General features: G+C 55.7%; 19 protein-coding genes and 2 tRNA genes. 13 read left to right on the top strand and 8 right to left on the bottom strand.

The window, feature by feature from the left end:
* Positions 1 to 132 precede the first annotated feature (132 nt).
* The 5 genes from J7395_RS00900 (at position 133) to J7395_RS00880 (ending at position 6,827) form a co-directional block, all read left to right on the top strand.
* Complete coding sequence (locus J7395_RS00900; protein WP_062953284.1) at positions 133 to 1,110, top strand: TAXI family TRAP transporter solute-binding subunit; 978 nt, start codon at positions 133 to 135, stop codon at positions 1,108 to 1,110.
* A gap of 207 nt (positions 1,111 to 1,317) precedes the next feature.
* Positions 1,318 to 3,909, top strand: a complete 2,592-nt coding sequence (locus J7395_RS00895; RefSeq protein ID WP_209220238.1) for a TRAP transporter permease — start codon at positions 1,318 to 1,320, stop codon at positions 3,907 to 3,909.
* 14 nt (positions 3,910 to 3,923) lie between these two features.
* Entirely contained in the window at positions 3,924 to 4,352 is a 429-nt protein-coding gene (locus J7395_RS00890) for a universal stress protein (protein WP_062953286.1), read from the top strand.
* 726 nt (positions 4,353 to 5,078) lie between these two features.
* Positions 5,079 to 5,948, top strand: a complete 870-nt coding sequence (locus J7395_RS00885; protein WP_209220237.1) for an SUMF1/EgtB/PvdO family nonheme iron enzyme — start codon at positions 5,079 to 5,081, stop codon at positions 5,946 to 5,948.
* A gap of 138 nt (positions 5,949 to 6,086) precedes the next feature.
* Entirely contained in the window at positions 6,087 to 6,827 is a 741-nt protein-coding gene (locus tag J7395_RS00880; RefSeq protein ID WP_062953289.1) for a hypothetical protein, read from the top strand.
* A 77-nt stretch (positions 6,828 to 6,904) separates the two neighbouring features.
* Here the strand turns inward: J7395_RS00880 and J7395_RS00875 are convergent, their stop codons facing one another.
* Positions 6,905 to 7,300, bottom strand: coding sequence for a c-type cytochrome (locus J7395_RS00875; protein WP_062953290.1), 396 nt, complete (start codon positions 7,298 to 7,300; stop codon positions 6,905 to 6,907).
* 266 nt (positions 7,301 to 7,566) lie between these two features.
* Here J7395_RS00875 and J7395_RS00870 point away from each other — a divergent pair, with 266 nt between their 5' ends.
* Positions 7,567 to 8,706: a DUF2336 domain-containing protein gene (locus J7395_RS00870; RefSeq protein WP_062953291.1), complete on the top strand. Its 1,140-nt coding sequence runs from the start codon at positions 7,567 to 7,569 to the stop codon at positions 8,704 to 8,706.
* Positions 8,707 to 8,833: 127 nt separating this feature from the next.
* On the opposite strand, the gene J7395_RS00865 is transcribed toward J7395_RS00870, so the two are convergent.
* The 6 genes from J7395_RS00865 to J7395_RS00840 form a co-directional block, all read right to left on the bottom strand.
* Positions 8,834 to 10,225 carry a TRAP transporter large permease subunit gene (locus J7395_RS00865; protein ID WP_062953292.1) on the bottom strand — a complete coding sequence of 464 codons (1,392 nt, stop codon included), beginning with the start codon at positions 10,223 to 10,225 and terminating at the stop codon, positions 8,834 to 8,836.
* A 23-nt stretch (positions 10,226 to 10,248) separates the two neighbouring features.
* Positions 10,249 to 10,836 carry a TRAP transporter small permease subunit gene (locus J7395_RS00860; RefSeq protein ID WP_062953293.1) on the bottom strand — a complete coding sequence of 196 codons (588 nt, stop codon included), beginning with the start codon at positions 10,834 to 10,836 and terminating at the stop codon, positions 10,249 to 10,251.
* A 115-nt stretch (positions 10,837 to 10,951) separates the two neighbouring features.
* Positions 10,952 to 12,013: a TRAP transporter substrate-binding protein gene (locus tag J7395_RS00855; protein WP_097053104.1), complete on the bottom strand. Its 1,062-nt coding sequence runs from the start codon at positions 12,011 to 12,013 to the stop codon at positions 10,952 to 10,954.
* 606 nt (positions 12,014 to 12,619) lie between these two features.
* Positions 12,620 to 12,696: transfer RNA gene (locus tag J7395_RS00850), tRNA-Pro, on the bottom strand.
* A gap of 203 nt (positions 12,697 to 12,899) precedes the next feature.
* A tRNA-Pro gene (locus tag J7395_RS00845) sits at positions 12,900 to 12,976 on the bottom strand.
* A gap of 87 nt (positions 12,977 to 13,063) precedes the next feature.
* A complete protein-coding gene (locus J7395_RS00840; RefSeq protein ID WP_062958479.1) occupies positions 13,064 to 14,074 on the bottom strand; it encodes a polyprenyl synthetase family protein in 1,011 nt (336 codons plus the stop codon).
* Positions 14,075 to 14,309: 235 nt separating this feature from the next.
* Between J7395_RS00840 and J7395_RS00835 the strand changes: the two genes are divergently transcribed.
* From J7395_RS00835 to ppdK, 6 genes are all read left to right on the top strand, one after another.
* On the top strand, positions 14,310 to 14,567 hold the full coding sequence (locus tag J7395_RS00835) for a DUF2007 domain-containing protein (protein WP_062953296.1): 258 nt from the start codon (positions 14,310 to 14,312) through the stop codon (positions 14,565 to 14,567).
* 60 nt (positions 14,568 to 14,627) lie between these two features.
* Positions 14,628 to 15,413 carry a methyltransferase gene (locus J7395_RS00830; protein ID WP_062953297.1) on the top strand — a complete coding sequence of 262 codons (786 nt, stop codon included), beginning with the start codon at positions 14,628 to 14,630 and terminating at the stop codon, positions 15,411 to 15,413.
* Between the two features lie 85 nt (positions 15,414 to 15,498).
* The gene (locus J7395_RS00825) at positions 15,499 to 15,732 is read left to right on the top strand and encodes a hypothetical protein (protein ID WP_062953298.1); all 234 of its coding nucleotides are present in this window, start codon (positions 15,499 to 15,501) and stop codon (positions 15,730 to 15,732) included.
* A 247-nt stretch (positions 15,733 to 15,979) separates the two neighbouring features.
* A complete protein-coding gene (locus tag J7395_RS00820) occupies positions 15,980 to 16,870 on the top strand; it encodes a glycine--tRNA ligase subunit alpha (RefSeq protein WP_007092414.1) in 891 nt (296 codons plus the stop codon).
* 3 nt (positions 16,871 to 16,873) lie between these two features.
* On the top strand, positions 16,874 to 18,937 hold the full coding sequence (gene glyS / locus J7395_RS00815) for a glycine--tRNA ligase subunit beta (protein WP_209220236.1): 2,064 nt from the start codon (positions 16,874 to 16,876) through the stop codon (positions 18,935 to 18,937).
* Positions 18,938 to 18,995: 58 nt separating this feature from the next.
* A complete protein-coding gene (gene ppdK, locus J7395_RS00810; RefSeq protein ID WP_209220235.1) occupies positions 18,996 to 21,659 on the top strand; it encodes a pyruvate, phosphate dikinase in 2,664 nt (887 codons plus the stop codon).
* An 85-nt stretch (positions 21,660 to 21,744) separates the two neighbouring features.
* Here the strand turns inward: ppdK and J7395_RS00805 are convergent, their stop codons facing one another.
* A complete protein-coding gene (locus J7395_RS00805) occupies positions 21,745 to 22,659 on the bottom strand; it encodes a folate-binding protein YgfZ (RefSeq protein ID WP_209220234.1) in 915 nt (304 codons plus the stop codon).
* A 160-nt stretch (positions 22,660 to 22,819) separates the two neighbouring features.
* On the opposite strand from J7395_RS00805, the gene J7395_RS00800 reads away from it, so the two are divergent.
* A complete protein-coding gene (locus tag J7395_RS00800) occupies positions 22,820 to 23,848 on the top strand; it encodes a glycosyltransferase (protein WP_247741915.1) in 1,029 nt (342 codons plus the stop codon).
* Positions 23,849 to 23,850: the final 2 nt, after the last annotated feature.

Below are 23,850 nucleotides of genomic sequence, written 5' to 3'. Positions count from 1 at the left end.
CAATTCTTGGGGCTCGTCATTATAATCCCATCGCCGAAACATCTGATTTATCTGATGTTTCCATGTTTTTCTGCTGTATCTTAACGGTACGGTTGAAAACTCTATAACAGGGTGTAAAGGGAGCTAATCCTGATGAAGAAACTTATCGCTGTAGCGGGTGCCATTGCCACCTTGGCTGGTGCGTCGCTGTTCGCCGGACAGGCATCGGCACAGGAAAACCGTTTTATCACCATCGGTACCGGTGGCGTGACGGGCGTTTACTATCCGACCGGTGGCGCGATCTGCCGTCTGGTCAACAAAGACCGTAAAGAGCACGGCATTCGCTGCTCGGTCGAGTCTACCGGTGGTTCGTCCTACAACATCAACACCATCCGTTCGGGCGAGCTGGATCTGGGCGTTGCCCAGTCTGATATCCAGTACTATGCCCTTCATGGTGAAAAAGCATTCAAGGAAGTCGGCCCGTTCGAAGACCTTCGTGCCGTCTTCTCGATCCATCCGGAGCCGTTCACCGTTGTTGCCCGTGCAGATGCCGGCATCAAAACCTTTGATGACCTCAAAGGCAAACGTGTCAATATCGGTAACCCGGGTTCGGGTCAGCGCGACACCATGGACATCGTGATGAATGCCAAGGGCTGGACCCTTGACGATTTCGCACTGGCATCCGAACTGAAGCCGGCCGAACAGTCCCAGGCACTTTGCGATAACAAGATCGACGCGATGATCTATACCGTCGGTCACCCGTCCGGTTCGATCCAGGAAGCCACCACTGCCTGTGATTCGGTTCTGGTTGAAGTTGCCGGTCCGGAAATCGAGAAACTGGTTGCCGACAACCCGTATTACCGTGTGGCCACCATTCCGGGCGGCATGTATCGCGGTAACCCGGACGACGTTCAGACCTTCGGTGTCGGCGCGACCTTCGTGTCCTCGACCGCAACCGATGCAGACATCGTTTACAACGTTGTCAAAGCAGTCTTTGAAAACTTCGACGACTTCAAAAAGCTGCACCCGGCATTTGAAAACCTCGTCAAAGAAGAAATGGTCAAAGACGGCCTTTCGGCACCGCTGCATGACGGCGCTGTCAAATACTACAAAGAAGCTGGCCTGATGTAAGACGGGCTGAAACGGGGGGCACGGCGTGCCTCCCGTTTCATTTTTCTTGCGCCCCCGAGGGCATCATAAAATTCTGTCAAAGTGGCACACAATGATGTGCCGAAATGCTCCGTGGGCGACCGGGTAAGTGTCGACGGAGGTTTTTTGTTTCTGGGCTATCGTTTGGGCCGCCCGAAACAGAAACCGCGTTCAGACCGGGAGTTTGCAATGACCGACGATAAAAGCGCGACACAGGGTCCATCGGACCAGGATCTTCAGGATCTTATCGCGGAAAATGATACCGGCGCGCGTCAGCCTACCGGCATGACAGCACGCATTTTGCTGTATGTCGCCGTGGCATGGTCGCTGTTCCAGCTTTGGCTGGCATCACCATTGCCCTACATTTTCAGTTTTGGTGTTTTCAACTCGACCGAAGCACGGTCGATCCATCTGGCATTCGCCGTGTTCCTGGCGTTTCTGGCCTATCCGGCCTTCAAGAATTCGCCGCGAAGCTATATCCCGGTTCTTGACTGGGTATTGGCCGCCGCCGGGGCGTTCTGTGCCCTTTATATCTATATTTTCTATCGCGAGCTGTCGTCGCGTCCGGGCTTGCCGATTACGCAGGACCTTGTGGTGGCCGGTGCCGGTCTGGTGCTGTTGCTTGAAGCAACGCGGCGTGCGCTTGGCCCGCCCCTCATGATTGTGGCGATGGTGTTCCTTGCCTATGTTTTCTTTGGCAATGCGCCGTGGGTACCCGATGTTTTGCAGTGGGCCGGGGCGAGTTTCTCCAAGGCGATGTCGCATCAATGGATCACGACCGAGGGCGTGTTCGGGATTGCGCTTGGCGTTTCGACCAGCTTCGTGTTCCTGTTTGTGCTGTTTGGCTCGTTGCTTGATAAAGCCGGGGCAGGCAACTATTTCATCAAGGTGGCGTTTGCCGCCCTTGGTCACATGCGCGGCGGCCCGGCAAAGGCAGCCGTTCTGGCATCGGCAATGACCGGGCTTATTTCCGGTTCATCGATTGCCAACGTGGTGACGACCGGGACCTTTACCATTCCGCTTATGAAACGCGTCGGTTTTTCTGGCGAGAAGGCCGGTGCGGTGGAAGTCGCATCATCGGTCAATGGTCAGATCATGCCACCGGTCATGGGGGCTGCGGCCTTTTTGATGGTGGAATATGTCGGCATTCCCTATCCGGAAGTCATCAAGCATGCCTTCCTGCCGGCGACGATTTCCTATATCGCGCTGATCTATATCGTCCATCTCGAGGCGCTTAAGGCCAATATGAAGGGCCTGCCGAAACGTCAGACATCGACCGTGCAGCAAGTGCTGATCCGTTCGCTTCTGTTCGTGCTGTCGCTGGTTATTCTTGCGGGTGTGATTTACTACGCGATCAATTTCCAGAAACAGATATTCGGTAACGCGGTGGGCTGGATTGTCGCGGTCGAATGTGCTGCGATCTATTTTGCCGGTCTTTATTATGCGGCGAAATATCCCGATCTTGAACTGGATGATCCCAATAAACCGGTGCTGGAGCTTCCAGCACTGGGCGAAACCGCCAAGTCCGGTCTGCATTATCTGCTGCCGGTCGTGGTGCTGGTCTGGTTCCTGATGATTGAACTGAAATCACCCGGATTGTCGGCCTTCTGGGCGACTGTTCTGATGCTGTTCATCATGCTGACCCAGCGTCCGGTCAAGGCGTTCTTCCGCAAGCAGCCGGATTATATGGCAAGCGTGAAGGAAGGCATTGCCGATGTGATTGACGGTTTTGCCACCGGTGCACGCAACATGATCGGGATCGGCGTTGCGACCGCGGCTGCCGGTATCATCGTGGGCACGGTGTCGCTGACCGGGATCGGTCAGGTGATGGTTGAATTCGTGGAACTGATTTCGGGCGGCAATCTGATGCTGATCCTGATCTTTACCGCGATCATCAGTCTGATCCTTGGCATGGGGCTGCCGACGACGGCGAACTATATCGTCGTGTCGAGCTTGATGGCGCCCGTGATTGTCGAACTTGGGGCTGCGAACGGTCTGATCGTGCCGCTGATTGCGGTGCATCTGTTCGTGTTCTATTTCGGCATCATGGCCGATGTGACGCCGCCGGTCGGTCTGGCATCCTTTGCCGCGGCTGCGGTTTCAGGGGCCGATCCGATGAAGACGGGCTTCGTCGCATTCTTTTACAGCATGCGGACCGCGGCCCTGCCGTTCCTGTTCCTGTTCAACACCCAGCTTCTGATGATCGGGCTTGATCATCCGCTTGATGTGGTGATGGTGATTGTCGTTTCGACCATTGCAATGCTGGTATTTGCCGCAGGGACGATGGGGTATTTCTTCACCCGGTCAAAACTGTGGGAAAGTGCGGCACTTCTGCTGATTGCCTTTACCCTGTTCCGTCCGGGTTTCTGGCTTGATCTGCTGGAGCCGCCCTATGAAAACCTGCCCGCAACCGAGATTGTTGAAAAGGCGGCCGATATGCCCGCCAATACCAGCATTCTTCTGGATGTCGAGGGCATTAACCTGGAAGGCGATGAAGTCACCAAATCGGTGATGTTGCCATTGGGGCCGGAAGCATCGGGTGAAGATCGTCTTTACAATGCGGGCATTGCGGTTCGCACCGAAGACGGCAAGGTCTTTATCGATGATCTGGTGTTTGGTGGCCCGGCCGAGAAAGCGGGACTTGATTTCGACTTTGAAATCACCGCAATCAAGATCGAAGCCGACCGTATGCCCAAAGAGGTGTTCTTTATCCCGGCATTCATCGTGCTGGGCGGGATCATCGTGTTGCAACGCCGTCGCCGTCGTGCCGAAGCGGCCTAAGGAGGGCCAAGTCCATGTATAAGGATATTCTGGTTACAGTGGATCTTGATCATGACTCGTCATGGAAAAAAGCCATTCCGGTCGCCATCAAGCAAGCCCAGGCATTCAACGCGCGCCTTCATGTCCTGACCGTGGTTCCCACGGTCGGGATGTCGATGGTCGGGCAGTTCTTTCCGAAGGGGTACGAGAAAAAGGTTCTCGATGCCTATAACGAAAGGCTGCATCAGTTCGTGTCCGAACATATTCCGTCCGACCTCAAGGTCCAGCATATCGTGGGCCAGGGAACGGTTTATGAAGTGATCCTGAAAATGGCGAAAAAGACCAATTGCGATCTGATCGTCATCGGGGCGCATCGCCCGGAATTGAAGGATTACCTTTTGGGACCGAACGCCGCGCGCGTTGTCCGTCATGCCGATTGTTCGGTGATGGTTGTTCGCGACTGATTGCGATCAACCCTGTCAGACAGATAAAAAAAGGGGCAGTGCGGATCGCACTGCCCCATTTGCATGTCGAGATACCGGATCGGTTATTTGGCAGCGCAGGGATTTGCTGCACACGGATTTGCCGCACAAGGATTGGAAGCTGCGCACGGGTTGGCAGCACACGGGCTGCAAGGATTGACAACCTTTTTCGCAGCACAGGGATTTGCGGCACATGGGTTGGCAGCACACGGATTTGCCGCACATGGATTGGCAGTACAGGTCGCGACTTCTGCGGTCGGGGTCGGAAGGGGGGCTGCCTGTGCCATCGGGGCTGCCATTGCAAGGCCGGCGCCAACGGCAATCGCGGGGATCAGAGCCGTCTGGGAGAAGATGCTGGATTTTTTGGACATGGATTGCCTCACTGATTAAGCGTTCATTTCGATACGATTGCCCGGACGCTTGAATGTTTGTCGTCCGACGGAGGCCAATATGCGCCAAATCGATTGGCCCGAAACGTCACATGGTTTCACTGTTGTGTGAGAGAACCGTGTGAGAGAAGCGGTCAAAAGATGCTTCGGGTTGAACGGGCTGCGTGCAATTTATGTTTCATTTTTTATGCTTTGGTATCAAAACGATTGAAAAACCGATAGATTTTCCACATTTAAGAAATCAGGGATGCAGGTAGCGGAGCATGGCGCGCGGTTGAATAAACCGTGAGAACAGCCGTCACGGAGACCGGAACAGACAATGAAAAAACAATGCAGTCACATGTTCGGGGGGCTTTTTGCAGCCGTTCTGGCAGCAATATCGTTGCCCGTTTCGGGATTGGCGCAGTCCGCGGACGTACCCATGCCCGATGTGGCGGAAATTCCGGCCGGTTGGTTCTTTCAGGGGTCGGACGGGGTCGAGCGGCAATATGCCTATCAGATCGACGAACAGGTCTATGGCCATGATGTCAGCCGTCGCAATCGCTGGTACGATGTGGAAGTCGATAAATGGCGTATCTATCTGCCCGACTATTTCATCATGAAAACAGCGGTCACCAATGACCAGTATGCCGCCTTTATCCGCGATACGGGGCGTGATGCGCCGGATATCAGCGAAGAGGATTGGGAAAGTCTTGGACTGATTTACGGATACGATGCGACACGCCCGTTTGCATGGAAAAACGGCGAGCCGCCAAAGGGCAAGGGAAACCATCCGGTTGTTCTGGTGTCATGGCGCGATGCGCAGGATTATGCCAGATGGCTGAGCGAAAAGACCGGCATGAAATGGCGGCTGCCCGAAGAGATTTACTGGGAAAAGGCGGTTCGTGGCCCGGATGGCATTTTTTATCCGTGGGGCAATATCTATGATCCGTTGCAGTTAAACAGTGCCGATCGCGGCCCGTTTGATACCGTGCCGGTCGGGCAGTTTGAACCGGGCCCCTATGGATTGTATGACGGGGCAGGGCAGGTGTTTGAATGGACCGCCACCAGTTCTCAGGCCGGATACCGCATTGTTAAGGGCGGATCCTGGGATGACCGTGGCTGCGGTGTCTGTCGCCCGGCAGCGCGTCATGGCAGACCGGAACATATGCAGCATATCCTGATCGGTTTCCGGTTGATGTACGAATAGCTGCCAGCCGCTAAGCATGCTTGCACATTGCGACAGAATCACTAATTCTTGAACGGGATTAATTGGCCGTCATGGTCAGGGACGGGTTATTTCTGCCGTTGCGGATAGGGTTCTCATCGCAAGGTTACTGGTGTTGGAATGACCGAGATTGCAATTGACTGGACATCGCTTCCGACAGGACGGCTTGAACGGATGTTGGCCGCGGGGCGCGATGTTATGGAATGCCACCGGGTTTTGACGGTGACGGGCGATAATATTGTCGGCGAACTGATCAAGACGGGTGGCACATTTTACGAATGGTCGCATTATCCCGAAGGGGATGTCTATGACCGTAATTCGCACGCCCAGTTCTATTATCATGCCCACCCCAAGGACGAGCAGCGAGACTGGAACGAGCATGGACATTTCCATACGTTCCTGCGCCCGCGCGGCATGCCTGCCGGGTCCAAACCGTTACCGATCGAAGGATTTGACTATCCCGAAGGTCCGAATGACGCGCTTTCGCATCTGGTTGCGGTATCGATGGATGAATACGGTTTTGCCCAACGCCTGTTTACCACTAACCGCTGGGTCACCGGCGAGGTCTGGTATGATGGTGAAACCGTGGTCAATATGCTGGAAAACTTCATCATTGATCATGCGCAGCCCTCCTGGCCGGTCAACCGCTGGATATCGGGGATCATCTTTTTGTACCGGCCGCAGATCGAACAGCTGATCCGGCTGCGCGATGTGGCGATCCGTGAATGGCATGAAAAATATCCTGATCGCGACGTTTACGAAGATCGTGATCTGGAAGTGACATCGACCATCGATATCCGGGTCGAGGAACAGATCCGCGCGATTACCGAGGAACTCGGTCGGCGCCGCGCCGCGGCGTAATATCGTTCCGACAAATGAAAACGGCCAATGCGGATGCACTGGCCGTTTTTTATTCCGGTACCGGATATCTAAAGGGCTTAGTGCGCTTTCAGATATTCGATGACATCGGCAATTTCGTCTTCTTTTTTCAGCTTGAAGGTCATCTTCGAACGTTCCTTGGAGCCCGCGATTTCGCTGAGCTTTTCGGACGGGTCCTGAAGGTAGTCGACGAGGAAGGCTTCATCGATGGTGAAACCTTTGTCGCAAGCTGCCTGATAGCCCTTGCCGTATTTGTAATCGGCGACATGGCCACATTGTGCGCCGAATGAACCGGCCAGCGACGGGCCGACCTTGTTCTGGCCGGGTTCCACGCTGTGGCAGGCAGCGCATTTCTTGAATACCTTTTCACCGTTTGCAGCATCACCGGCCATTGCCGGTGCCATGCCGAGCACGGCCATTGTGGCGGCAATGGTAAGTGTTTTGGTCAATTTCATATTGCGGGCCTCTCTTGGTCTGCAGTGATAGGGTCCCCACTGCATTCTGTCGTTGGTTGGTTCCCAAGTGAACCGAAAAACACAAACAGGAGCAAAAATTCGCTTTTCGTTAAAAAAGATGGGCTTACTGTTGAGTTTCCCGAATTCGACACGACATTTACCACATGCAGGAACTGAATAATTTGCGTTTAGTCAATCGGCCCTACGGTGTATAAAGATATACGAATGGTTGGCAGCCGATTGCTTAGCGTGCCGGGAGAGCTCCATTGCCGCGTATAACCAAAGAAGATCTTAACAACCTGATCCAGGACCCTTCCGGGAAGAATCGTGCCGAAACGGCCGACAAGATCAGCCGTGAATTTTCTGCCGAAAGCCTGAGCGACAGCGAACGTGTCCTTGCCGAAGACATCTTTCGCCTGATGGTGCGCGATGCCGAGGTGCGCGTGCGCAAGGCATTGGCCAAGAACCTGAAACAGACCCCGCTGGTGCCCCATGATGTTGCCGCGACTTTGGCGCGCGACGTGGATGACGTGGCCCTGCCGATCCTGAAATTTTCCGAAGTCCTGAATGATGACGATCTGGTCGACATCATCGGTGACAATACCGACAGCGTTGAAAAGCAGCGTGCCATCGCATCGCGCCCGCATGTGTCGGAAATCGTTTCGGCGACTCTTGTTGATATCGGCCACGAAGACGTCATGGTCGATCTGATTTCAAATGACGGTGCGCAGATCAGCGAACGGTCATTGCAAAAGGTTGTCGACGAGTTCGGCGAGAATGAACGCATCCAGAAACCGATGATCGAACGCAACCATCTGCCGATCACGATTGCCGAACGGCTGGTGACGCTGGTGTCGGACCGGATGCGATCGGAACTGATTGCGCGCGGCCATATCCCCGAGGGGATTGTCAACGCGGTCATGACCCAGTCGCAGGAAAGTGCGACCATCGGGCTTCTGGGCGATGGCGCGGAAGAACGCGATGTCGAATTGCTGGTCGAACATCTTCATACCAACAATCGTCTGACCAGCGGATTGATCCTGCGTGCGCTTTGCATGGGGGATGTTGCCTTTTTCGAGGCCGCCCTGGCGCGGCGTGCCGGGGTATCGCTGATCAATACCCGCATTCTGATCCACGACAGCGGCCCGTTCGGGCTTGAAGCGATCTATAACAAGGCCGAAATGCCTGCCCATTTCTTCCCGGGGGTCCGGGCGGCGGTGGAAGTGGCGCGTGAAACCGACCTGGATGGCGGGGAACGCGACCGGGAACGGTATTCACGCCGGATGATTGAACGGGTTCTGACCCAGTATGGTGATCTTGGTGTCGAATTCGATTCAGACGATGTCGATTATCTGATGGGCCGCATGCTGCAATTGCCAAGCGAGCGGAACCTGCCGCAGCAATAGACCAGCATCCCGTTGGATATTAAGGATTACAGCCGCCCTTTCGGGGCGGTTTTTCTTTGTGCCGCAGGTGGCGGAAACAAAAAAGGCGCCGTTTGCACGGCGCCTTTGATGTGTCAGGGGCATGCCCCTATTCAAGCAGGGTATTGGGCATCCAAAGTGCCAGTTCCGGGAAATACATCACCAGCAACAGCCCGATCACCTGCAGGATCACAAAGGGAATGATGCCCTTGTAAATCTGCTGGATGGAAATCGATTTTGGCGCGACGCCCTTGAGATAGAACAGGGCAAACCCGAATGGCGGTGTCAGGAAGCTGGTTTGCAGGTTCACCGCAACCATGACGGCAAACCATGTCAGAACCTGTGTTTCGGTTGGCCCGACCCCCGCAACGGAAAGATGGTCACCGAAATCAAGCTGGGCAATGACCGGTGCGAAGATTGGCAAAACGATCAGGGTGATTTCCACCCAGTCGAAGAAGAAGCCAAGCACAAAGACAATCAGCATCAGCAGGAACAGAACGCCCCATGCCCCAAGGCCCGCACTGTCAACCAGATCAATGACCAGATCATCCCCGCCCAGTGACCGGAACACATAGGAGAAGACCGTCGCACCGGCAAACAGGAAGAACAGCATCGCCCCGGTCAGGGCCGATCGTTCACAGACGTCTTTAAGCACATCCCATTTCAGACGGCCCTTGACCAGTGCCAGGAAAGTGGCACCAAGCGCGCCAACACCTGCGGCCTCGGTCGGGGTGGCAAAACCGGCAAAGATCGAGCCGAGAACCAGCACAATCAGGAAAACCGGCGGGATGAAGCTGCGCAGCATCATGCGCACCATGTCGGTGCCATGCACGGCTTCGGCGTCGGGCAGCGGCGGGGCAAGATGGGGCTGGAGCTGGCAGCGGACAAAGATGTAAATGGTATAGAGCGATGCCAGCAGAAGCCCCGGAATGATGGCCGCCAGAAACAGGTTGCCAACAGAAACCGACATCAGGTCAGACATCAGAACCAGCATGATGCTTGGCGGGATCAGAATGCCGAGCGTGCCCGATGCCGCAATCGTCCCGGTCGCAAGCGACGGATCGTAATTGCGGCGCATCATGACCGGCAGGGCCAGCAGGGTCATCATCACGACCGACGCACCGATAATGCCGGTGGTGGCGGCCATGATCGTGCCCATCAGCGTAACCGACAGCGCCAGACCGCCGGGAACCTTGCGCATCAGCACGTTAAGACATTCAAGCAGGTCTTCGGCAACACCGCTTTTTTCCAGCATCGTGCCCATATAGATGAACATCGGCACGGCAACCATCACCATGTTTTCGGCGATGCCACCCCAGATGCGCGATACGATGTTGAAGAATTCAACGAATGAAAAGACGTCATAGGCCATGCCAAGGAAGCCAAAGGCGATCCCGATGCCCGAAATGACAAAAGCGACCGGCAGCCCCGAAAAGACCAGAATGCCCAACGAGGCAAACATGATCAGCGGAAACCAGTCTTCGATATAGAAGTTTTCCATTTGGAATTATCCCCGTTCCGCGATCAGTCTTCGAGCTTGGCGGCAGCGTCGCCAAGATCAGCATGATGTGTGCCGACGTAATAACCGGCGCGATTGCGCAGGTTGCTTGGTCCGAACACAAAGACATAGCATTTCAGGAAGACCGAAAGACCGGCCATGGCGAGAAGGCCGAAGCCGACGGGGATGGTTGATTTGATGATCCAGCGATGCGTAAGGCCGGTGGTTGCGGCCGAAACTTCGTGGGTTTCGTAAGAGCGAAGAACAAAATCAAAACCGAAATAAAGCACCAGCGCGCAAAACGGCAGAATGCAGATGATCGCCCCGATCATTTCGATGATGGCGCGTGTGCGCGGACGCAGATTGTCACGGATGAGTTCGATACGGACATGCGCATCGCGGATATAGGCAAAACCGAAACACAGCATAAACAGGCCGGTATGGAGATGCCATTCCAGTTCCTGCAATTTGATGGATCCCTGGCCGCCAAATTTGCGCTGGATCACGTCATACATGATCGTCAGCATCAGCGGAACTGCGAGCAGGGCAGCCCATTTCCCGATACGGGAAACAAGGGCATCAATGCCGTCACTCAGTTTTAGTAGCGCTTCCATTAAAAAGCCTCCCGGGTCTTTTCTTGATCGCGGTCAAGGCCGGGGCCGTCTGGCACCCGGCCTTGCCGAGACTTCTCTTATGATCTAGTACCCTGGGTACCAGACACCGGAAAAATCACTTCAGATATCCGATATCTTTCCAGATTTTGTAATTCTCGCGGAAAGACTGGAGGCTATCGTAAGCTTCCTTGAAGGCGGCATCTTCTGCGGAAAGTTCAGTGGCGACCTCTTCCCATGCCCCACGCATTGCATCGAGCATTTCCGGGGACCAGGTTTTGATGTTCACACCTTTTTCCTTAAGTTCCTTAAGGGCTGCGAACTGGATGGCTTCACCTTCAGCAAAACCATAGGCCAGGTTGTCGTTACAAACCGCTTCGATCTGGGCCTGCTGGGTCTTGTCGAGCCCATCCCACTTTTCCTTGTTCATCATCAGATCGAACAGGGTGGATTGCTGATGCCAGCCCGGGAAGTAATAGTATTTGGCAACCTGATGGAAGCCGAGTTTCAGGTCGATGGCCGGCATCGAGAATTCGGTCGCATCAATCGTGCCGAGTTCAAGGGCGGGATAGATATCGCCACCTGCCAGAAGCTGGGTCGAGACACCAAGCTTTTCCATGACTTTCGCGCCAAGGCCAAAGAAGCGCATTTTCAGACCTTTAAGGTCTTCAACCGTGTTGATTTCCTTGGAGAACCAGCCCGAAGCTTCCGGTGCGATCAGGCCGCAGAACAGCGACTTGATGCCATGTTCGGCATAAAGCTTGTCAAAGATTTCCTGACCGCCGCCAAATTTGACCCATGCCAGATATTCACCAGCCTGCGGACCGAACGGAACGGCACCGAAAAGCTGCAATGCCGGAACCTTGCCCGCCCAGTAACCCGGGGTGGAGAAGGCCGCATCGATGGAACCGGTTGAAACCGCATCAAATACTTCAAGTGCCGGAACAAGCGCGCCCGGCTCATAGAATTTAATCTGAATGTTGCCGCCGGAAACTTCGTCGATTTTTTCATCAACGCGTTTGCCGAGCGTGCCAAGCTGGGTCAGGCTGCCCGGATAGGTCGAACCCATTTTCCAGCGAACACGGTCCGCTGCATCCGCATCAGGTGCAACCGTCGTCAAAGCAGCCGCTGCAAGGACGGCCACACAGGTTGCAGACTTCAAAATATTAGCAAATTTCATTCGTAGCTTCCTCCCTAAGAAGTCCGAAATTGGTATTACCACGTTGGGTCGAGTACCGCCTTTTGCTTTTATTATTACAGGCGGAATCTTCCCGTTCCTTGTGTTGCAGGGCGAAGCTTAAGCGTATTTGGCAAGTATGAGCAAGTTTGTTTCGCCCGCCGCGCAAGAAAATATCTTCGCGAACGCACAAAAATGACTTGATTTCGCTCAAAAAACCGGAATTTCCGCATGGAAATGCGTATTTATACGGGGTTCAGTATGTTGCATATCTCTCATTTAAAGTTGTTATAGCAAAAAGGCCCGCCAACCCGCGCGATGGTTGCGAATCGGTTGGTCGAATGACTGTTTTCCGATTGCCTGCATATGGTCATGCCGGGGGTAGCGGGCAGTGATGCCAGCAAAGAAAGTACCGTGAAGGCGTGACGGAAAGTTTTGCATCCGCGAACGGTAATGCAACCCTGTTGCGGCGCAGTGCCGATGACTGATCTGCTGGCAAAGTCAGATCGCCCGATGACTTTTCATCAGATCATGCAGCAGGGAGATTTGAGGACGGAAAACCGACCGGAAATGAAAACGGGAAGCCTTTGAAAAAGACTTCCCGACTGATGGTCGGAGCGAGAGGATTCGAACCTCCGACCCCTGCCTCCCGAAGACAGTGCTCTACCAGGCTGAGCTACGCTCCGTCAGTGGGCGGTTATTTAGCCCGTCTTCTGGGCTGGATCAAGCATAAACCGGTCGATAGACGCGAAAAACTTTACTGTTTCGCGACAGATGATTTCACGGTTGCGTGGTCTGGGGATCAATCGCTTTGCGGGTGAATTTGGCGCGGTTTGTGCCAATACGCAAAAGGCCCCGAAACGAAAACCGTTTCAGGGCCTTTGAATGATGGTCGGAGCGAGAGGATTCGAACCTCCGACCCCTGCCTCCCGAAGACAGTGCTCTACCAGGCTGAGCTACGCTCCGTCATTCTGCGAAGCCGGGTGATAATCCCAAATACGGACCGACGCAAGGGTTTTTTGCGCCAATCCGCCGGGACCCCGGCATGCGATATCAGTATGGGCGTGAAATACAGAACTCGACCGCCTCGATCATCGCATCCTTGATCGCGCCATCGTCAAAGCGCGTCAGGGTGTCGATGGCAAGCTGGCCAAATTCACGCGCACGGTCCATCGATGCGCTAAGCGCGTCATATTTGCGGATCAGTTCCTGTGCGCGATCAAGATCGCCATCCTGGAATTCCTGATCTTCCATGCAACGCCGCCAGAAGGCCTTTTCCTCGTCATCGCCCTTGGCATAGGAAATGATGACCGGCAGGGTGACCTTGCCGTCACGGAAATCATCGCCAACGGTTTTGCCAAGCGTCGCCTGATGGGCGGAATAATCCAGAACATCGTCGATCAGCTGGAAGGCGGTGCCAAGATAGATGCCATAAAGACGAAGGGCTTCTTCATCCTCGGCCGAACGATTGGCAATCACTGCACCGATCTGCGACGCTGCCCCGAACAGGGCGGCGGTTTTGGCGGTGATGACTTCAAGATAGGCTTCTTCGCTGGTCGCCATGTCATTGGCGGTCGAAAGCTGCAAAACCTCGCCCTCGGCAATGACGGCGGACGCCTTTGCCAGGATATCAAGAACCTTGAGCGAGCCGTTTTTGACCATCACGACAAAGGCACGTGCAAACAGGAAATCCCCGACCAGAACGCTTGCTTCGTTACCAAACAGGGCATTGGCCGATGCCTGGCCACGGCGCAGCAGGCTTTCATCAACAACATCATCATGCAGAAGCGTTGCGGTGTGGATAAACTCGACACAGGCCGCAAGATCAACCGCAGATGTCCCGCCCTGATAGCCACAAAGCTGGGCGGATGCCAGTGTCAGCATCGGGCGCATACGCTTGCCACCGGCGGCAACCAGATGGCTTGCCAATTGCGGGATCAGCGCAACTTCGCTGTGCATGTTGTCGATGATGACCTGATTGACGCGCTTCATGTCGGCATCGACAAGGCGTATCAGGGAGTCAAGGCTGGGTTCGGTCGTCTGCTGCGTTGCGATATTGGTCACGCTGTAATCCGAAACAATTTCTCGCGTATTGACCCCGACCACCGGGACGGGTAACGCTGATTTCAGTGGGCGGCCTCAACATAGAGATGCCGGGTGGTGACGGTCAAGTGGACAAATGGTTGCCAGCCAAGCAACAATAGCCACCTTGGTGACAGTTTTACCCGAATATGTGCGGTCGGACACATATATATGGATAGCATAATCACACAATAACCAACCGGGGCGCATAAATCGCATGATCGAGCTATTTCGCAGCAACGACCCGATCGAGCTCAGCTGGGCGCAATCGGTTCTCGCCGACGAAGGCATCGCCAGCCATATTTTTGATTACCATGCCAGCATTCTCGAAGGATCCATCGGCGCCCTTCCAAGGCGTTTGATGGTTGATCCCCAGGAAGAAAGCCGGGCCAAATACATCCTTGATATTGCCAGACGTGAACTTGATGCGCATAACGCACGACATGATCCCGATGCCGAGGAAGTTCAGGACTGAAAATCGGTCCGGGCCTAGCAAGGCTTTGGGATTGGCAAGGTTGCAGGAATTACGACATTTATGACCCGACCCGATAGCGCATTTCATGTTCCCGATTTTGCGGAAGAACGCATCAGCCATGATTTTCTGCTGGGCGGTTCGGTGACGTTAAAGCAGCCGGTGGATGGATATCGGGCGGCGGTCGATGCTGTTTTGCTGGCCGCGTCCGTGTCGATCAGTTCCAGACGGGATCAGAAAATACTTGATGTCGGGGCGGCTGTCGGATCGGCCGGGTTATGCGTGGCCCGCCGTCTGCCGGATGCCGATGTGACCGGGGTGGAGCTTCAGGACGATCTCTATGCGCTGTTTTGCCGCAACATTGTCGAAAATGATCTGGTTGGCCGGGTAACGCCGGTTCATGGCGATATCAATGACCGGTCCTTGCCGCTGGTGGCCGAAAGTTTTGATCAGGTGATTTCAAACCCGCCCTATTATGCCGGGGGAACACGCCCCGCCAATGAAAGCCGGGCGCGGGCGCATCAGGAAGGCACCGCCGATCTGAAGGACTGGATCAATTTCTGCCTTCGGATGGTACGCCAGAAGGGCCGGATCACCATCGTGCATCGGGCGGATCATCTCGACCGGATCATCGGGCTTTTGCATGGCCGGGCGGGCGACATGACCATTTACCCGATCTGGAGCAAGGCCAGTGCCGATGCGCCGTTACGTGTGATTGTTTCGGCGCGGAAGGGCGTTTCCTCGCCGGTTACCCTGCGACGCGGGATTGTTCTGCATGACGAGGCCGGGGTTTATCTGCCGGAATGTGATGCGCTTTTGCGCGCACCATCTGCATTGCCCGGTTTCTAAATCGGGCTTGGTTTAATATAAGGGCACTATAAAGTGTGTCGTGGGTCCGCTCCGGCGCAGAAACCTTGATGCTTTGGGAAATGCCATGCTGAGTTTATCGAAAATCCTTTTTACCGCACTGATCGTTGTGGTGGTATGGCAGGGCTTTAAACTGTTTACCCGCAAGAATCAGGTTTCTGGGCAGGAGCAGCCAAAACAGACCGGGCATGACAAAAAAGCCAAACAGCAGAAACAGGAAGCTGTGGCGCACGATCTTGAAAAATGCCCGAAATGCGGTGTCTATCACGCCGAAGGCAGCGCGCATGTTTGCGAAGTCTGAGTTGCGCGCACTGCATATTTTCATTTGCTGATTTCTTCGACTTTCGCCCAACAGGCCGTGATTTCGCTTGGAAAAACGGGTTGTTGCACGGATGTTGTATGCTGCAACGCGGTATGAGATTCGCCACGGCGTCATAAAAAGCGCTAAATTCAGGCCCACTCAGGGCTTTTGCGTTCTTGACCCCGACGGGGTGGGGCGGTAGCTTGCCGCTCTAAATTTACCGATAACTTAATAGTGAGTTCGCGCAATGGCGCTCGACGGGTCGCAACGTCCCCCTTCATTCCAGGAAATCATTCTTCGACTTCAAAGCTATTGGGCCGATCAGGGTTGTGTCATCCTGCAGCCCTATGACCTTGAAGTCGGTGCCGGTACCTTCCACACCGCAACCACGTTGCGCGCGCTGGGCCCGGAAAGCTGGAATGCGGCCTATGTGCAGCCGTCCCGTCGCCCGACCGATGGTCGTTACGGGGAAAACCCGAACCGTTTGCAGCACTATTACCAGTTCCAGGTCCTGATGAAGCCGTCACCGGCCAATTCGCAGGAACTTTACCTTGGCTCGCTGGCGCATCTGGGCATTGACCCGATGGCGCACGATATCCGTTTCGTCGAAGACGACTGGGAAAGCCCGACTTTGGGCGCGTGGGGCCTTGGCTGGGAAGTCTGGCTGGACGGGATGGAAGTCACCCAGTTCACCTATTTCCAGCAGGTTGGCGGTTTTGAATGTGACCCGGTCCCGGTCGAGCTGACCTATGGTCTGGAACGTCTGGCGATGTATATCCAGGGCGTCGAAAACGTCTATGACCTTGATTATAACGGCAATGGCGTCAGCTACGGCGATGTGTTTCTTCAGAATGAAAAGGAACAGTCGACCTATAACTTCGAAGTCGCCAATACCGATATGCTGTTCCAGCATTTCAAGGACGCGCAGGCCGAATGTGCGGTCAATATCGAACGCGGCCTTGCCCTGCCTGCCTATGAGCAGGCAATGAAAGCCAGCCATATCTTCAACCTCCTCGATGCGCGGGGCGTGATTTCGGTCACCGAACGTGCGGCCTATATCGGCCGTGTCCGCGACATGTCGAAATCCTGCTGCGAAGCGTGGCTTCGTTCGCGCGGGCATTTGAAAGAGGAGGCATAAGTCATGGCCGAATTGCTGCTTGAACTGTTTTCGGAAGAAATTCCGGCCCGCATGCAGGCGCGTGCTTCCGAGGATCTGACCAAACTGGTCACCGATGGCCTGAAGGCCGCCGACCTTGGTTTTGATAATGTCGAGGCACTGGTAACACCGCGTCGCCTGACCCTGATCATCAATGGTCTGCCTGATAAACAGCCGGACCTTCGCGAAGAACGCCGTGGCCCGCGTGCCGATGCCCCGGAAAAGGCGATTGCCGGTTTCCTTGCCGGCAATGGTGTGACGCTGGAACAATGTGAAAAGCGCGAAACGCCGAAGGGTGTTTTCCTGTTCGCGATTGTCGAACAGAAGGGCCGCGACAGTGCGGATGTCATCAAGGACATCATCGAAGACGCCATGGCAAAACTGCCCTGGCCGAAATCGATGCGCTGGGCCGATCAGAAAGTCCGCTGGGTGCGTCAGCTTGACCGGATTCTGTGCCTGTTTGACGGCAAGGTGATCCCGGCATCCTTTGGCCCGGTAACGGCAAGCAACATCACAAGCGGCCACCGGTTCCTGGCACCGGCCACCTTTAGCGTTGCCAATGCTGCCGAATACAAGGCGAAGCTTGCCTTTGCCAAGGTCATGCTGGACCGCGAAGAACGCAAGAAGGTCATTCTGGACGGTGCGCGCAAGCTTGCGGCATCAGAAGGTTTCACGCTTCTGGAAGATAACGGGCTGCTTGAGGAAGTCTGCGGTCTGGTTGAATGGCCAGTACCGGTCATGGGCAAGGTCGATGACCAGTTCATGGATATCCCGCGCGAGGTTCTGGAAACCTCGATGCGTGAACATCAGAAATATTTCGTCGTCGAAGACAGCAATGGCAAACTGGCTGCGCGCTTCATCACCATTTCGAACATGGTGACGCTGGATGCCAACGCGCAGATCATTGCCGGGAACGAGCGCGTTTTGCGCGCACGCCTGCATGATGCGAAATTCTTCTGGGATCAGGATCGGAAAGTGACGCTCGAAGCGCGTCTGCCGAAACTTGATAACATCGTGTTCCATGCCAAGCTTGGCTCGCTGGCGGAACGTGTTTTGCGTCTGCGCGGACTGGCACGCGAACTTTCAGCCGACATTCCGGGCTGCGATATCAAACTTGCCGATCGGGCGGCGGAAATTGCCAAGGCCGATCTGGTGTCGAACATGGTGTTCGAATTTACCGAACTTCAGGGACTGATGGGGAAATACTACGCCGAGAATGACGGCGAAGCCCCCGAAGTCGCCAACGCCATTGCGCAGCATTATGCACCGGCCGGTCCGTCGGATATGTGTCCGACCGCGCCTGTTTCGGTGGCTGTTGCCTTGGCCGAGAAGCTCGATACCCTTGCCGGGTTCTTTACCATCGATGAAAAGCCGACCGGTTCAAAAGACCCGTTCGCGCTGCGTCGTGCGGCACTGGGTGTCATCCGGCTGGTTCTGGAAAACGGTTTGCGCGTACCGCTGCGTCGTGCATTTGCCTTTGCCGTGTCCCAATATCCGGCCTCCATTCGTCGTGACGAGGCGGTTGACGAACTTCTGGCATTCTTTGCCGACCGCCTGAAAGTCCATCTGCGTGAACAGGGTGTGCGCCATGATCTGGTGTCTGCCGTGTTTGCCCTGGATGGCGAGGACGATCTTGTCCGCCTTCTGGCCCGTGTTGATGCGCTTGCCGATTTTGTGTCGGGTGAAAGCGGCGTCAACCTTATGGCCGGGTACAAGCGCGCGTCCAATATCCTGCGTATCGAAGAGAAGAAGGATGAAAAATCCTATGATGCGGATGTGTCCGCCGATCTTCTGACGCAGGACGAGGAACGCAAGCTGTATGAGGCGCTCATCAATGTCCGGCATAAGGCTTTGCCGCTTCTGCGGGCCGAGAATTATGCCGAGGCTATGGCCGAATTCGCGCATCTGCGCGGACCGGTCGATGCATTCTTCGAAGGGGTCACGGTAAATAGTGACAAGGCAGAAGAACGTGCCAACCGGCTTAAACTGCTGGCGCAAATTCGCACTGCCTTGCATGACATTGCCGATTTCTCGAAGATCGAGTCATAAATAGGGTCAGGGACCCCGGATTTGCCGGATCGCCTTGACCAGATGAGGAAAAGGCAAGATGACCAAATGGGTTTACGGCTTCGGTGGCGGTAGCGCCGAAGGACGTTCCGATATGCGCGAGCTTTTGGGCGGTAAAGGTGCCAACCTTGCCGAGATGAGCAATCTCGGCCTTCCGGTCCCGCCCGGCTTTACCATCACGACCGAAGTCTGCACGGCGTTTTATGATAATGACCGTGCCTATCCCGACGGTCTTGAAGCCGAAGTCGAAAAGTCGCTTGCTGCTGTCGAGGCCCTGGTCGGTCGTAAATTCGGCAATCCCAAGGACCCGTTGCTGGTGTCGGTCCGTTCCGGCGCACGTGCCTCGATGCCGGGCATGATGGACACGGTTCTCAATCTGGGCCTGAATGACGAAACGGTTGAAGGTTTGGCGGCGGTCTCTGGTGACCGCCGTTTTGCGTATGACAGCTATCGCCGTTTCATTCAGATGTATGGCGATGTCGTTCTTGGCGTCGATCACTACCATTTCGAGGAAATCCTTGAAATCCACAAGGAAGACAAGGGCTATGTCCTTGATACCGAAATGGGTGCCGATGACTGGCAGGCGGTGGTTCAGGGCTTTAAGAAAAAGGTCGATGCCGAACTCGGGCGTCCCTTCCCGCAGGACCCGCGCGAACAGCTTTGGGGCGCGATTGGCGCGGTTTTCGGAAGCTGGATGAATGCGCGCGCCAACACATACCGTCGCCTGCACAACATCCCGGCAAGCTGGGGCACGGCGGTCAACGTTCAGGCCATGGTCTTTGGCAATATGGGCGATGATTGTGCGACCGGTGTCTGCTTCTCGCGCAATCCGTCGACCGGCGAAGACCGTTTCTACGGCGAATATCTGATCAATGCGCAGGGCGAGGATGTTGTGGCGGGGATTCGTACCCCGGCACCGCTGACCAAAATCGAACGTGAAGAGTCCGGTTCCGACCTTTTGTCGATGGAAGAAGCCATGCCCGGCGTCTTTGGCGAGCTTTGCGATATCCGCGACAGGCTTGAAGCCCATTATCGCGACATGCAGGACATGGAATTCACCGTCGAGTCCGGCAAGCTTTACATGCTCCAGACCCGTGCGGGCAAACGCACGGCCAAGGCCGCCCTTCGGATCGCGGTTGAAATGTGTCAGGCCAATGTGATCTCGCGCGAAGACGCTCTTCGCCGTGTTGACCCGGCACAGCTTGACCAGTTGCTGCACCCGACACTTGATCCTGATGCGGACCGCAAGGTAATCGGCATGGGGCTTCCGGCATCGCCCGGTGCGGCATCCGGGCAGATTGTCTTCTCCGCCGAAGTCGCCGAGGACTGGGTGCATAATCGCGGTCAGAAGGTCATTCTGGTGCGCATCGAAACCAGCCCCGAAGACATTGCCGGGATGCATGCTGCCGAAGGCATTCTGACATCGCGCGGTGGCATGACCAGCCACGCGGCCGTGGTGGCGCGCGGTATGGGGACGCCGTGCGTGTGCGGTGCCGGTCAGGTCAAGATTGACTATGCCAACAAGACCATGATGTCGGGCGGTGTGACCCTGAAAGAGGGGGATGTCATCACCCTTGACGGTGCGACTGGCGAGGTCATGCTGGGCGAGGTGGCAACGCTTAAGCCCGACCTTTCGGGTGATTTTTCCCAGTTGATGGAATGGGCGGATGGTGTGCGCCGTCTTAAGGTCCGTACCAACGCCGAAACACCCGATGACGCGGCAACCGCCCGTGGCTTTGGCGCCGAGGGGATCGGCCTTTGCCGGACCGAACATATGTTCTTTGATCCGGCACGCATCATTTCCATGCGCGAAATGATCCTGGCCGATACGGAAAAAGGCCGTCGTGCGGCACTTGATAAACTTCTGCCCTATCAGCGCCAGGACTTTATTGACCTGTTCCGGATCATGAAGGGCCTGCCGGTCACGATCCGTCTGCTGGATCCGCCATTGCATGAATTCCTGCCGCATGGTGACAACGAAATTGCCGAGGTCGCCAATGCGGCGGGTGTGGCAGAGGTCGTCGTGCGTCGCCGGTTGCTGGAACTGTCAGAGGCCAACCCGATGCTGGGGCATCGCGGGTGCCGTCTTGGCATCAGCTATCCGGAAATCTATGAAATGCAGGCGCGTGCGATATTTGAAGCCGCGATCGAGGTTTCAAAGGATGGTGGCGATCCGGTCATTCCGGAAATCATGATCCCGCTGATTGTCGGCAAGAAAGAGCTCGAAATACTCAAGGCCGCGATCATCAAGGTTGCAGGCGAGGTCGAAACCGAAAAATCGGCCAAGCTCGAATTCCTTGTCGGCACGATGATCGAATTGCCGCGTGCGGCACTTAAGGCTGGTGAAATCGCCGAAGAAGCCGAGTTTTTCAGCTTCGGGACCAACGATCTGACCCAGACGACCTTTGGTCTTTCGCGTGATGACGCGTCCCGGTTCCTGGATACCTATATTTCCAAGGATATCTTTGCCGGTGATCCGTTCGTATCGCTCGATCAGGAAGGGGTCGGTGAACTGGTCAGCATTGCCGCGGAACGTGGCCGTAAAACGCGTTCTGACATCAAGCTTGGCATCTGCGGCGAACATGGCGGTGATCCGGCATCCATCGCGTTCTGCGAGGCGCAGGGGCTTGATTACGTGTCCTGTTCGCCCTATCGCGTACCGATTGCCCGTCTTGCCGCCGCACAGGCTGCGCTCAAGAAATAAGGCTGCTGATAAGCCGCACCGATAAAGCAAACGGCGGCAGAATTTCTGCCGCCGTTTATCTTTGATGAAATTATCCGTTGGCGGATCAGGCCGCCGTTTCCGGCAACTTGACCCAGTCGGGGATCTTGACCGAAATTTTGGCGTCCCCCGCCGTCAGCTCGGCATCATCGCCGATCCGTTCCAGCCGGATCAGGGCAAGGCCCGCATTGCCATGGATGCTGCGGATGGTGCCGGCTTCCTTGTCGCCATTCATGATCAGGGTGCCGATTTCCGGGGCCGGGCCGGTGATCGTGATCGGCAGCAGGCGTTTGCGCACCAGCCCGCGATATTTGGTGCGTGCGGTCAGTTCCTGCCCCATATAGCAGCCCTTTTTGAAATCAACGCCGCCCAGTTCCTCGAACCCGTTTTCAAGCAGGATGGCGCGGTCGATTTCCATTTCCTCGCTGCCATTGGGCAGGCCAAGCAGCACGCGATGCTGATGATAGGTGCTTTCATCGCTTTCAGTCGCACCGATGGCCGCCATCTGCGCTAGTTCGTTTTTGGGCAGTAACACGCGCGCCCCCATCGCACACAGGCGTGGATCAACGGCCCTGATCCCGTCGGCAAACGGTGCGGTGGCACCGGGCGTATCGGGTAGGTCAAGTGCGCTCAGGGCACCATCGCCGAAAACGGCGACAACGTCATAGCTTTCGGTGACATCGGTCAGTTCCGCCTTGGCGCGCAATTTATACATGCGCAGCTTTTTGAACAGCTCGGCCGCACGCGCACCGTCTTCGCCACGTTCGCATTCAATCAGAAGGCTGTCTTCGTCCTGCTGATAGACAAAAAAATCAAACAGGAATTTGCCCTGCGGCGTCAGAAGCGCGCCATAGCCGGAATGATCAGCCGTGATTTTTTCGATATTGTTCGACACCAGCCCCTGAAGGAAGCTGGCGCGATCAGGCCCGCTGACCCGGATAACGGCCCGGTCAGGCAGGGGGGCGTATAAAGTCTCACTCATAATTCTTATGGCTCCGGTTTATCGGAATTGTTGGCCGAAATGTGGGGCAATGACCGGGATTTGGCAAGGGGTGGTTTGGCAAAGGCAAAAGCAACCCACCACAAGAAAAGCCTTCATAAATTGCGCGGGAACCGATAGAACGCAATGTATGAAAATATTGATGCTCGACCGTTCCATCGGCTTTGATCCCAAGGATCGTGAAGCCCGCCCGCTGGGATCGCGCCAACGCGGATTTATCGCGCTGGCCGAGGCCCTTGTTGCCCGTGGCCACAAGGTTGAAACCCGCCGGAATGGTGGCATCGACCTTGATCATCATGGCGTTGCCTGGCGACAGCTTGACAGTGCCATGCCGCCCTTTGGTGGCGACCCGGTGGATCGGGTTCTGGTGTGGCGCGATGCGGAATTGCTGCGTCATCCCTCAATCCCCGAAGGAAGCGATTGCTGGCTTTGGTTTGATGGCATGGCATCCGATCTGAATGCGGATAAGGCGCGTCTGGCGTTGCTTGAAACCGGCGCACAGGTGATCTTCCCCCATGAAGATCAGGGCAAGGCGTTTGATGGCGATACCGCCAAACGCCCGATTGTGATCGCACCGGGGGCGTGCCCGGCCTTTGCCATGGCGTCAAACATGCATTGGGCGTTCGAGAGCCGCGAAGATCTTGCCGTGACGGTCGCCAACAGCAAAACCGGCATTGCCCAGATCATTCGCATCTGGTCGGCTTATGTCGCGCCCAAGGTACCCGGTGCCATTCTGGAAATCTATGCTGCCGACCTGTTCTCGGCGATGGCGGGCGAAAATGACGATGTTTCCGAAGAACTCGTCGATATGGTGCGTGATAACATCGACAAGGGTGTCCGCGTCTGCCATCCGATGCCCGAGGCCGACATGGCCGAACGTATCGCAACCGCGCGGGCGTTTCTGCATCACGGCAAATACGGCAATGATCAGGTCGGGCAATGGATTTACGATGCGCTGGCCGCGGCAACACCGGTTGTGTCCTATGGCGGCATTGCCAAGGCGCGGGTTGAAAATGGCAAGACCGGCTATATCGTTCCCGATGAAACCGCCTATGGCAATCTGGTGATGCAGTTGCTGGCCGACCGGCAGATTTTTGCCAGCCAGTCCGAAGCGGCCCGCAACAGCCGCCGTGAATGGCTTAATGTCGCTGGCGAGCTGGAGAAACTTTAAAC

Source organism: Thalassospira sp. A3_1 (assembly GCF_017744215.1).
Lineage (GTDB): Bacteria > Pseudomonadota > Alphaproteobacteria > Rhodospirillales > Thalassospiraceae > Thalassospira > Thalassospira lucentensis_A.
This window is presented reverse-complemented; position numbering and strand designations above follow the sequence as displayed.

What these genes read in the sequence shown, in the direction of transcription:
- J7395_RS00900 (WP_062953284.1), top strand. Translation starts at nt 133, where the DNA reads ATGAAGAAACTTATCGCTGTAGCGGGTGCCATTGCCACCTTGGCTGGT.
- J7395_RS00895 (WP_209220238.1), top strand. Translation starts at nt 1,318, where the DNA reads ATGACCGACGATAAAAGCGCGACACAGGGTCCATCGGACCAGGATCTT.
- J7395_RS00890 (WP_062953286.1), top strand. Translation starts at nt 3,924, where the DNA reads ATGTATAAGGATATTCTGGTTACAGTGGATCTTGATCATGACTCGTCA.
- J7395_RS00885 (WP_209220237.1), top strand. Translation starts at nt 5,079, where the DNA reads ATGAAAAAACAATGCAGTCACATGTTCGGGGGGCTTTTTGCAGCCGTT.
- J7395_RS00880 (WP_062953289.1), top strand. Translation starts at nt 6,087, where the DNA reads ATGACCGAGATTGCAATTGACTGGACATCGCTTCCGACAGGACGGCTT.
- J7395_RS00875 (WP_062953290.1), bottom strand. Translation starts at nt 7,300, where the DNA reads ATGAAATTGACCAAAACACTTACCATTGCCGCCACAATGGCCGTGCTC.
- J7395_RS00865 (WP_062953292.1), bottom strand. Translation starts at nt 10,225, where the DNA reads ATGGAAAACTTCTATATCGAAGACTGGTTTCCGCTGATCATGTTTGCC.
- J7395_RS00860 (WP_062953293.1), bottom strand. Translation starts at nt 10,836, where the DNA reads ATGGAAGCGCTACTAAAACTGAGTGACGGCATTGATGCCCTTGTTTCC.
- J7395_RS00855 (WP_097053104.1), bottom strand. Translation starts at nt 12,013, where the DNA reads ATGAAATTTGCTAATATTTTGAAGTCTGCAACCTGTGTGGCCGTCCTT.
- J7395_RS00835 (WP_062953296.1), top strand. Translation starts at nt 14,310, where the DNA reads ATGATCGAGCTATTTCGCAGCAACGACCCGATCGAGCTCAGCTGGGCG.
- J7395_RS00830 (WP_062953297.1), top strand. Translation starts at nt 14,628, where the DNA reads ATGACCCGACCCGATAGCGCATTTCATGTTCCCGATTTTGCGGAAGAA.
- J7395_RS00825 (WP_062953298.1), top strand. Translation starts at nt 15,499, where the DNA reads ATGCTGAGTTTATCGAAAATCCTTTTTACCGCACTGATCGTTGTGGTG.
- J7395_RS00820 (WP_007092414.1), top strand. Translation starts at nt 15,980, where the DNA reads ATGGCGCTCGACGGGTCGCAACGTCCCCCTTCATTCCAGGAAATCATT.
- glyS (WP_209220236.1), top strand. Translation starts at nt 16,874, where the DNA reads ATGGCCGAATTGCTGCTTGAACTGTTTTCGGAAGAAATTCCGGCCCGC.
- ppdK (WP_209220235.1), top strand. Translation starts at nt 18,996, where the DNA reads ATGACCAAATGGGTTTACGGCTTCGGTGGCGGTAGCGCCGAAGGACGT.
- J7395_RS00805 (WP_209220234.1), bottom strand. Translation starts at nt 22,659, where the DNA reads ATGAGTGAGACTTTATACGCCCCCCTGCCTGACCGGGCCGTTATCCGG.
- J7395_RS00800 (WP_247741915.1), top strand. Translation starts at nt 22,820, where the DNA reads ATGCTCGACCGTTCCATCGGCTTTGATCCCAAGGATCGTGAAGCCCGC.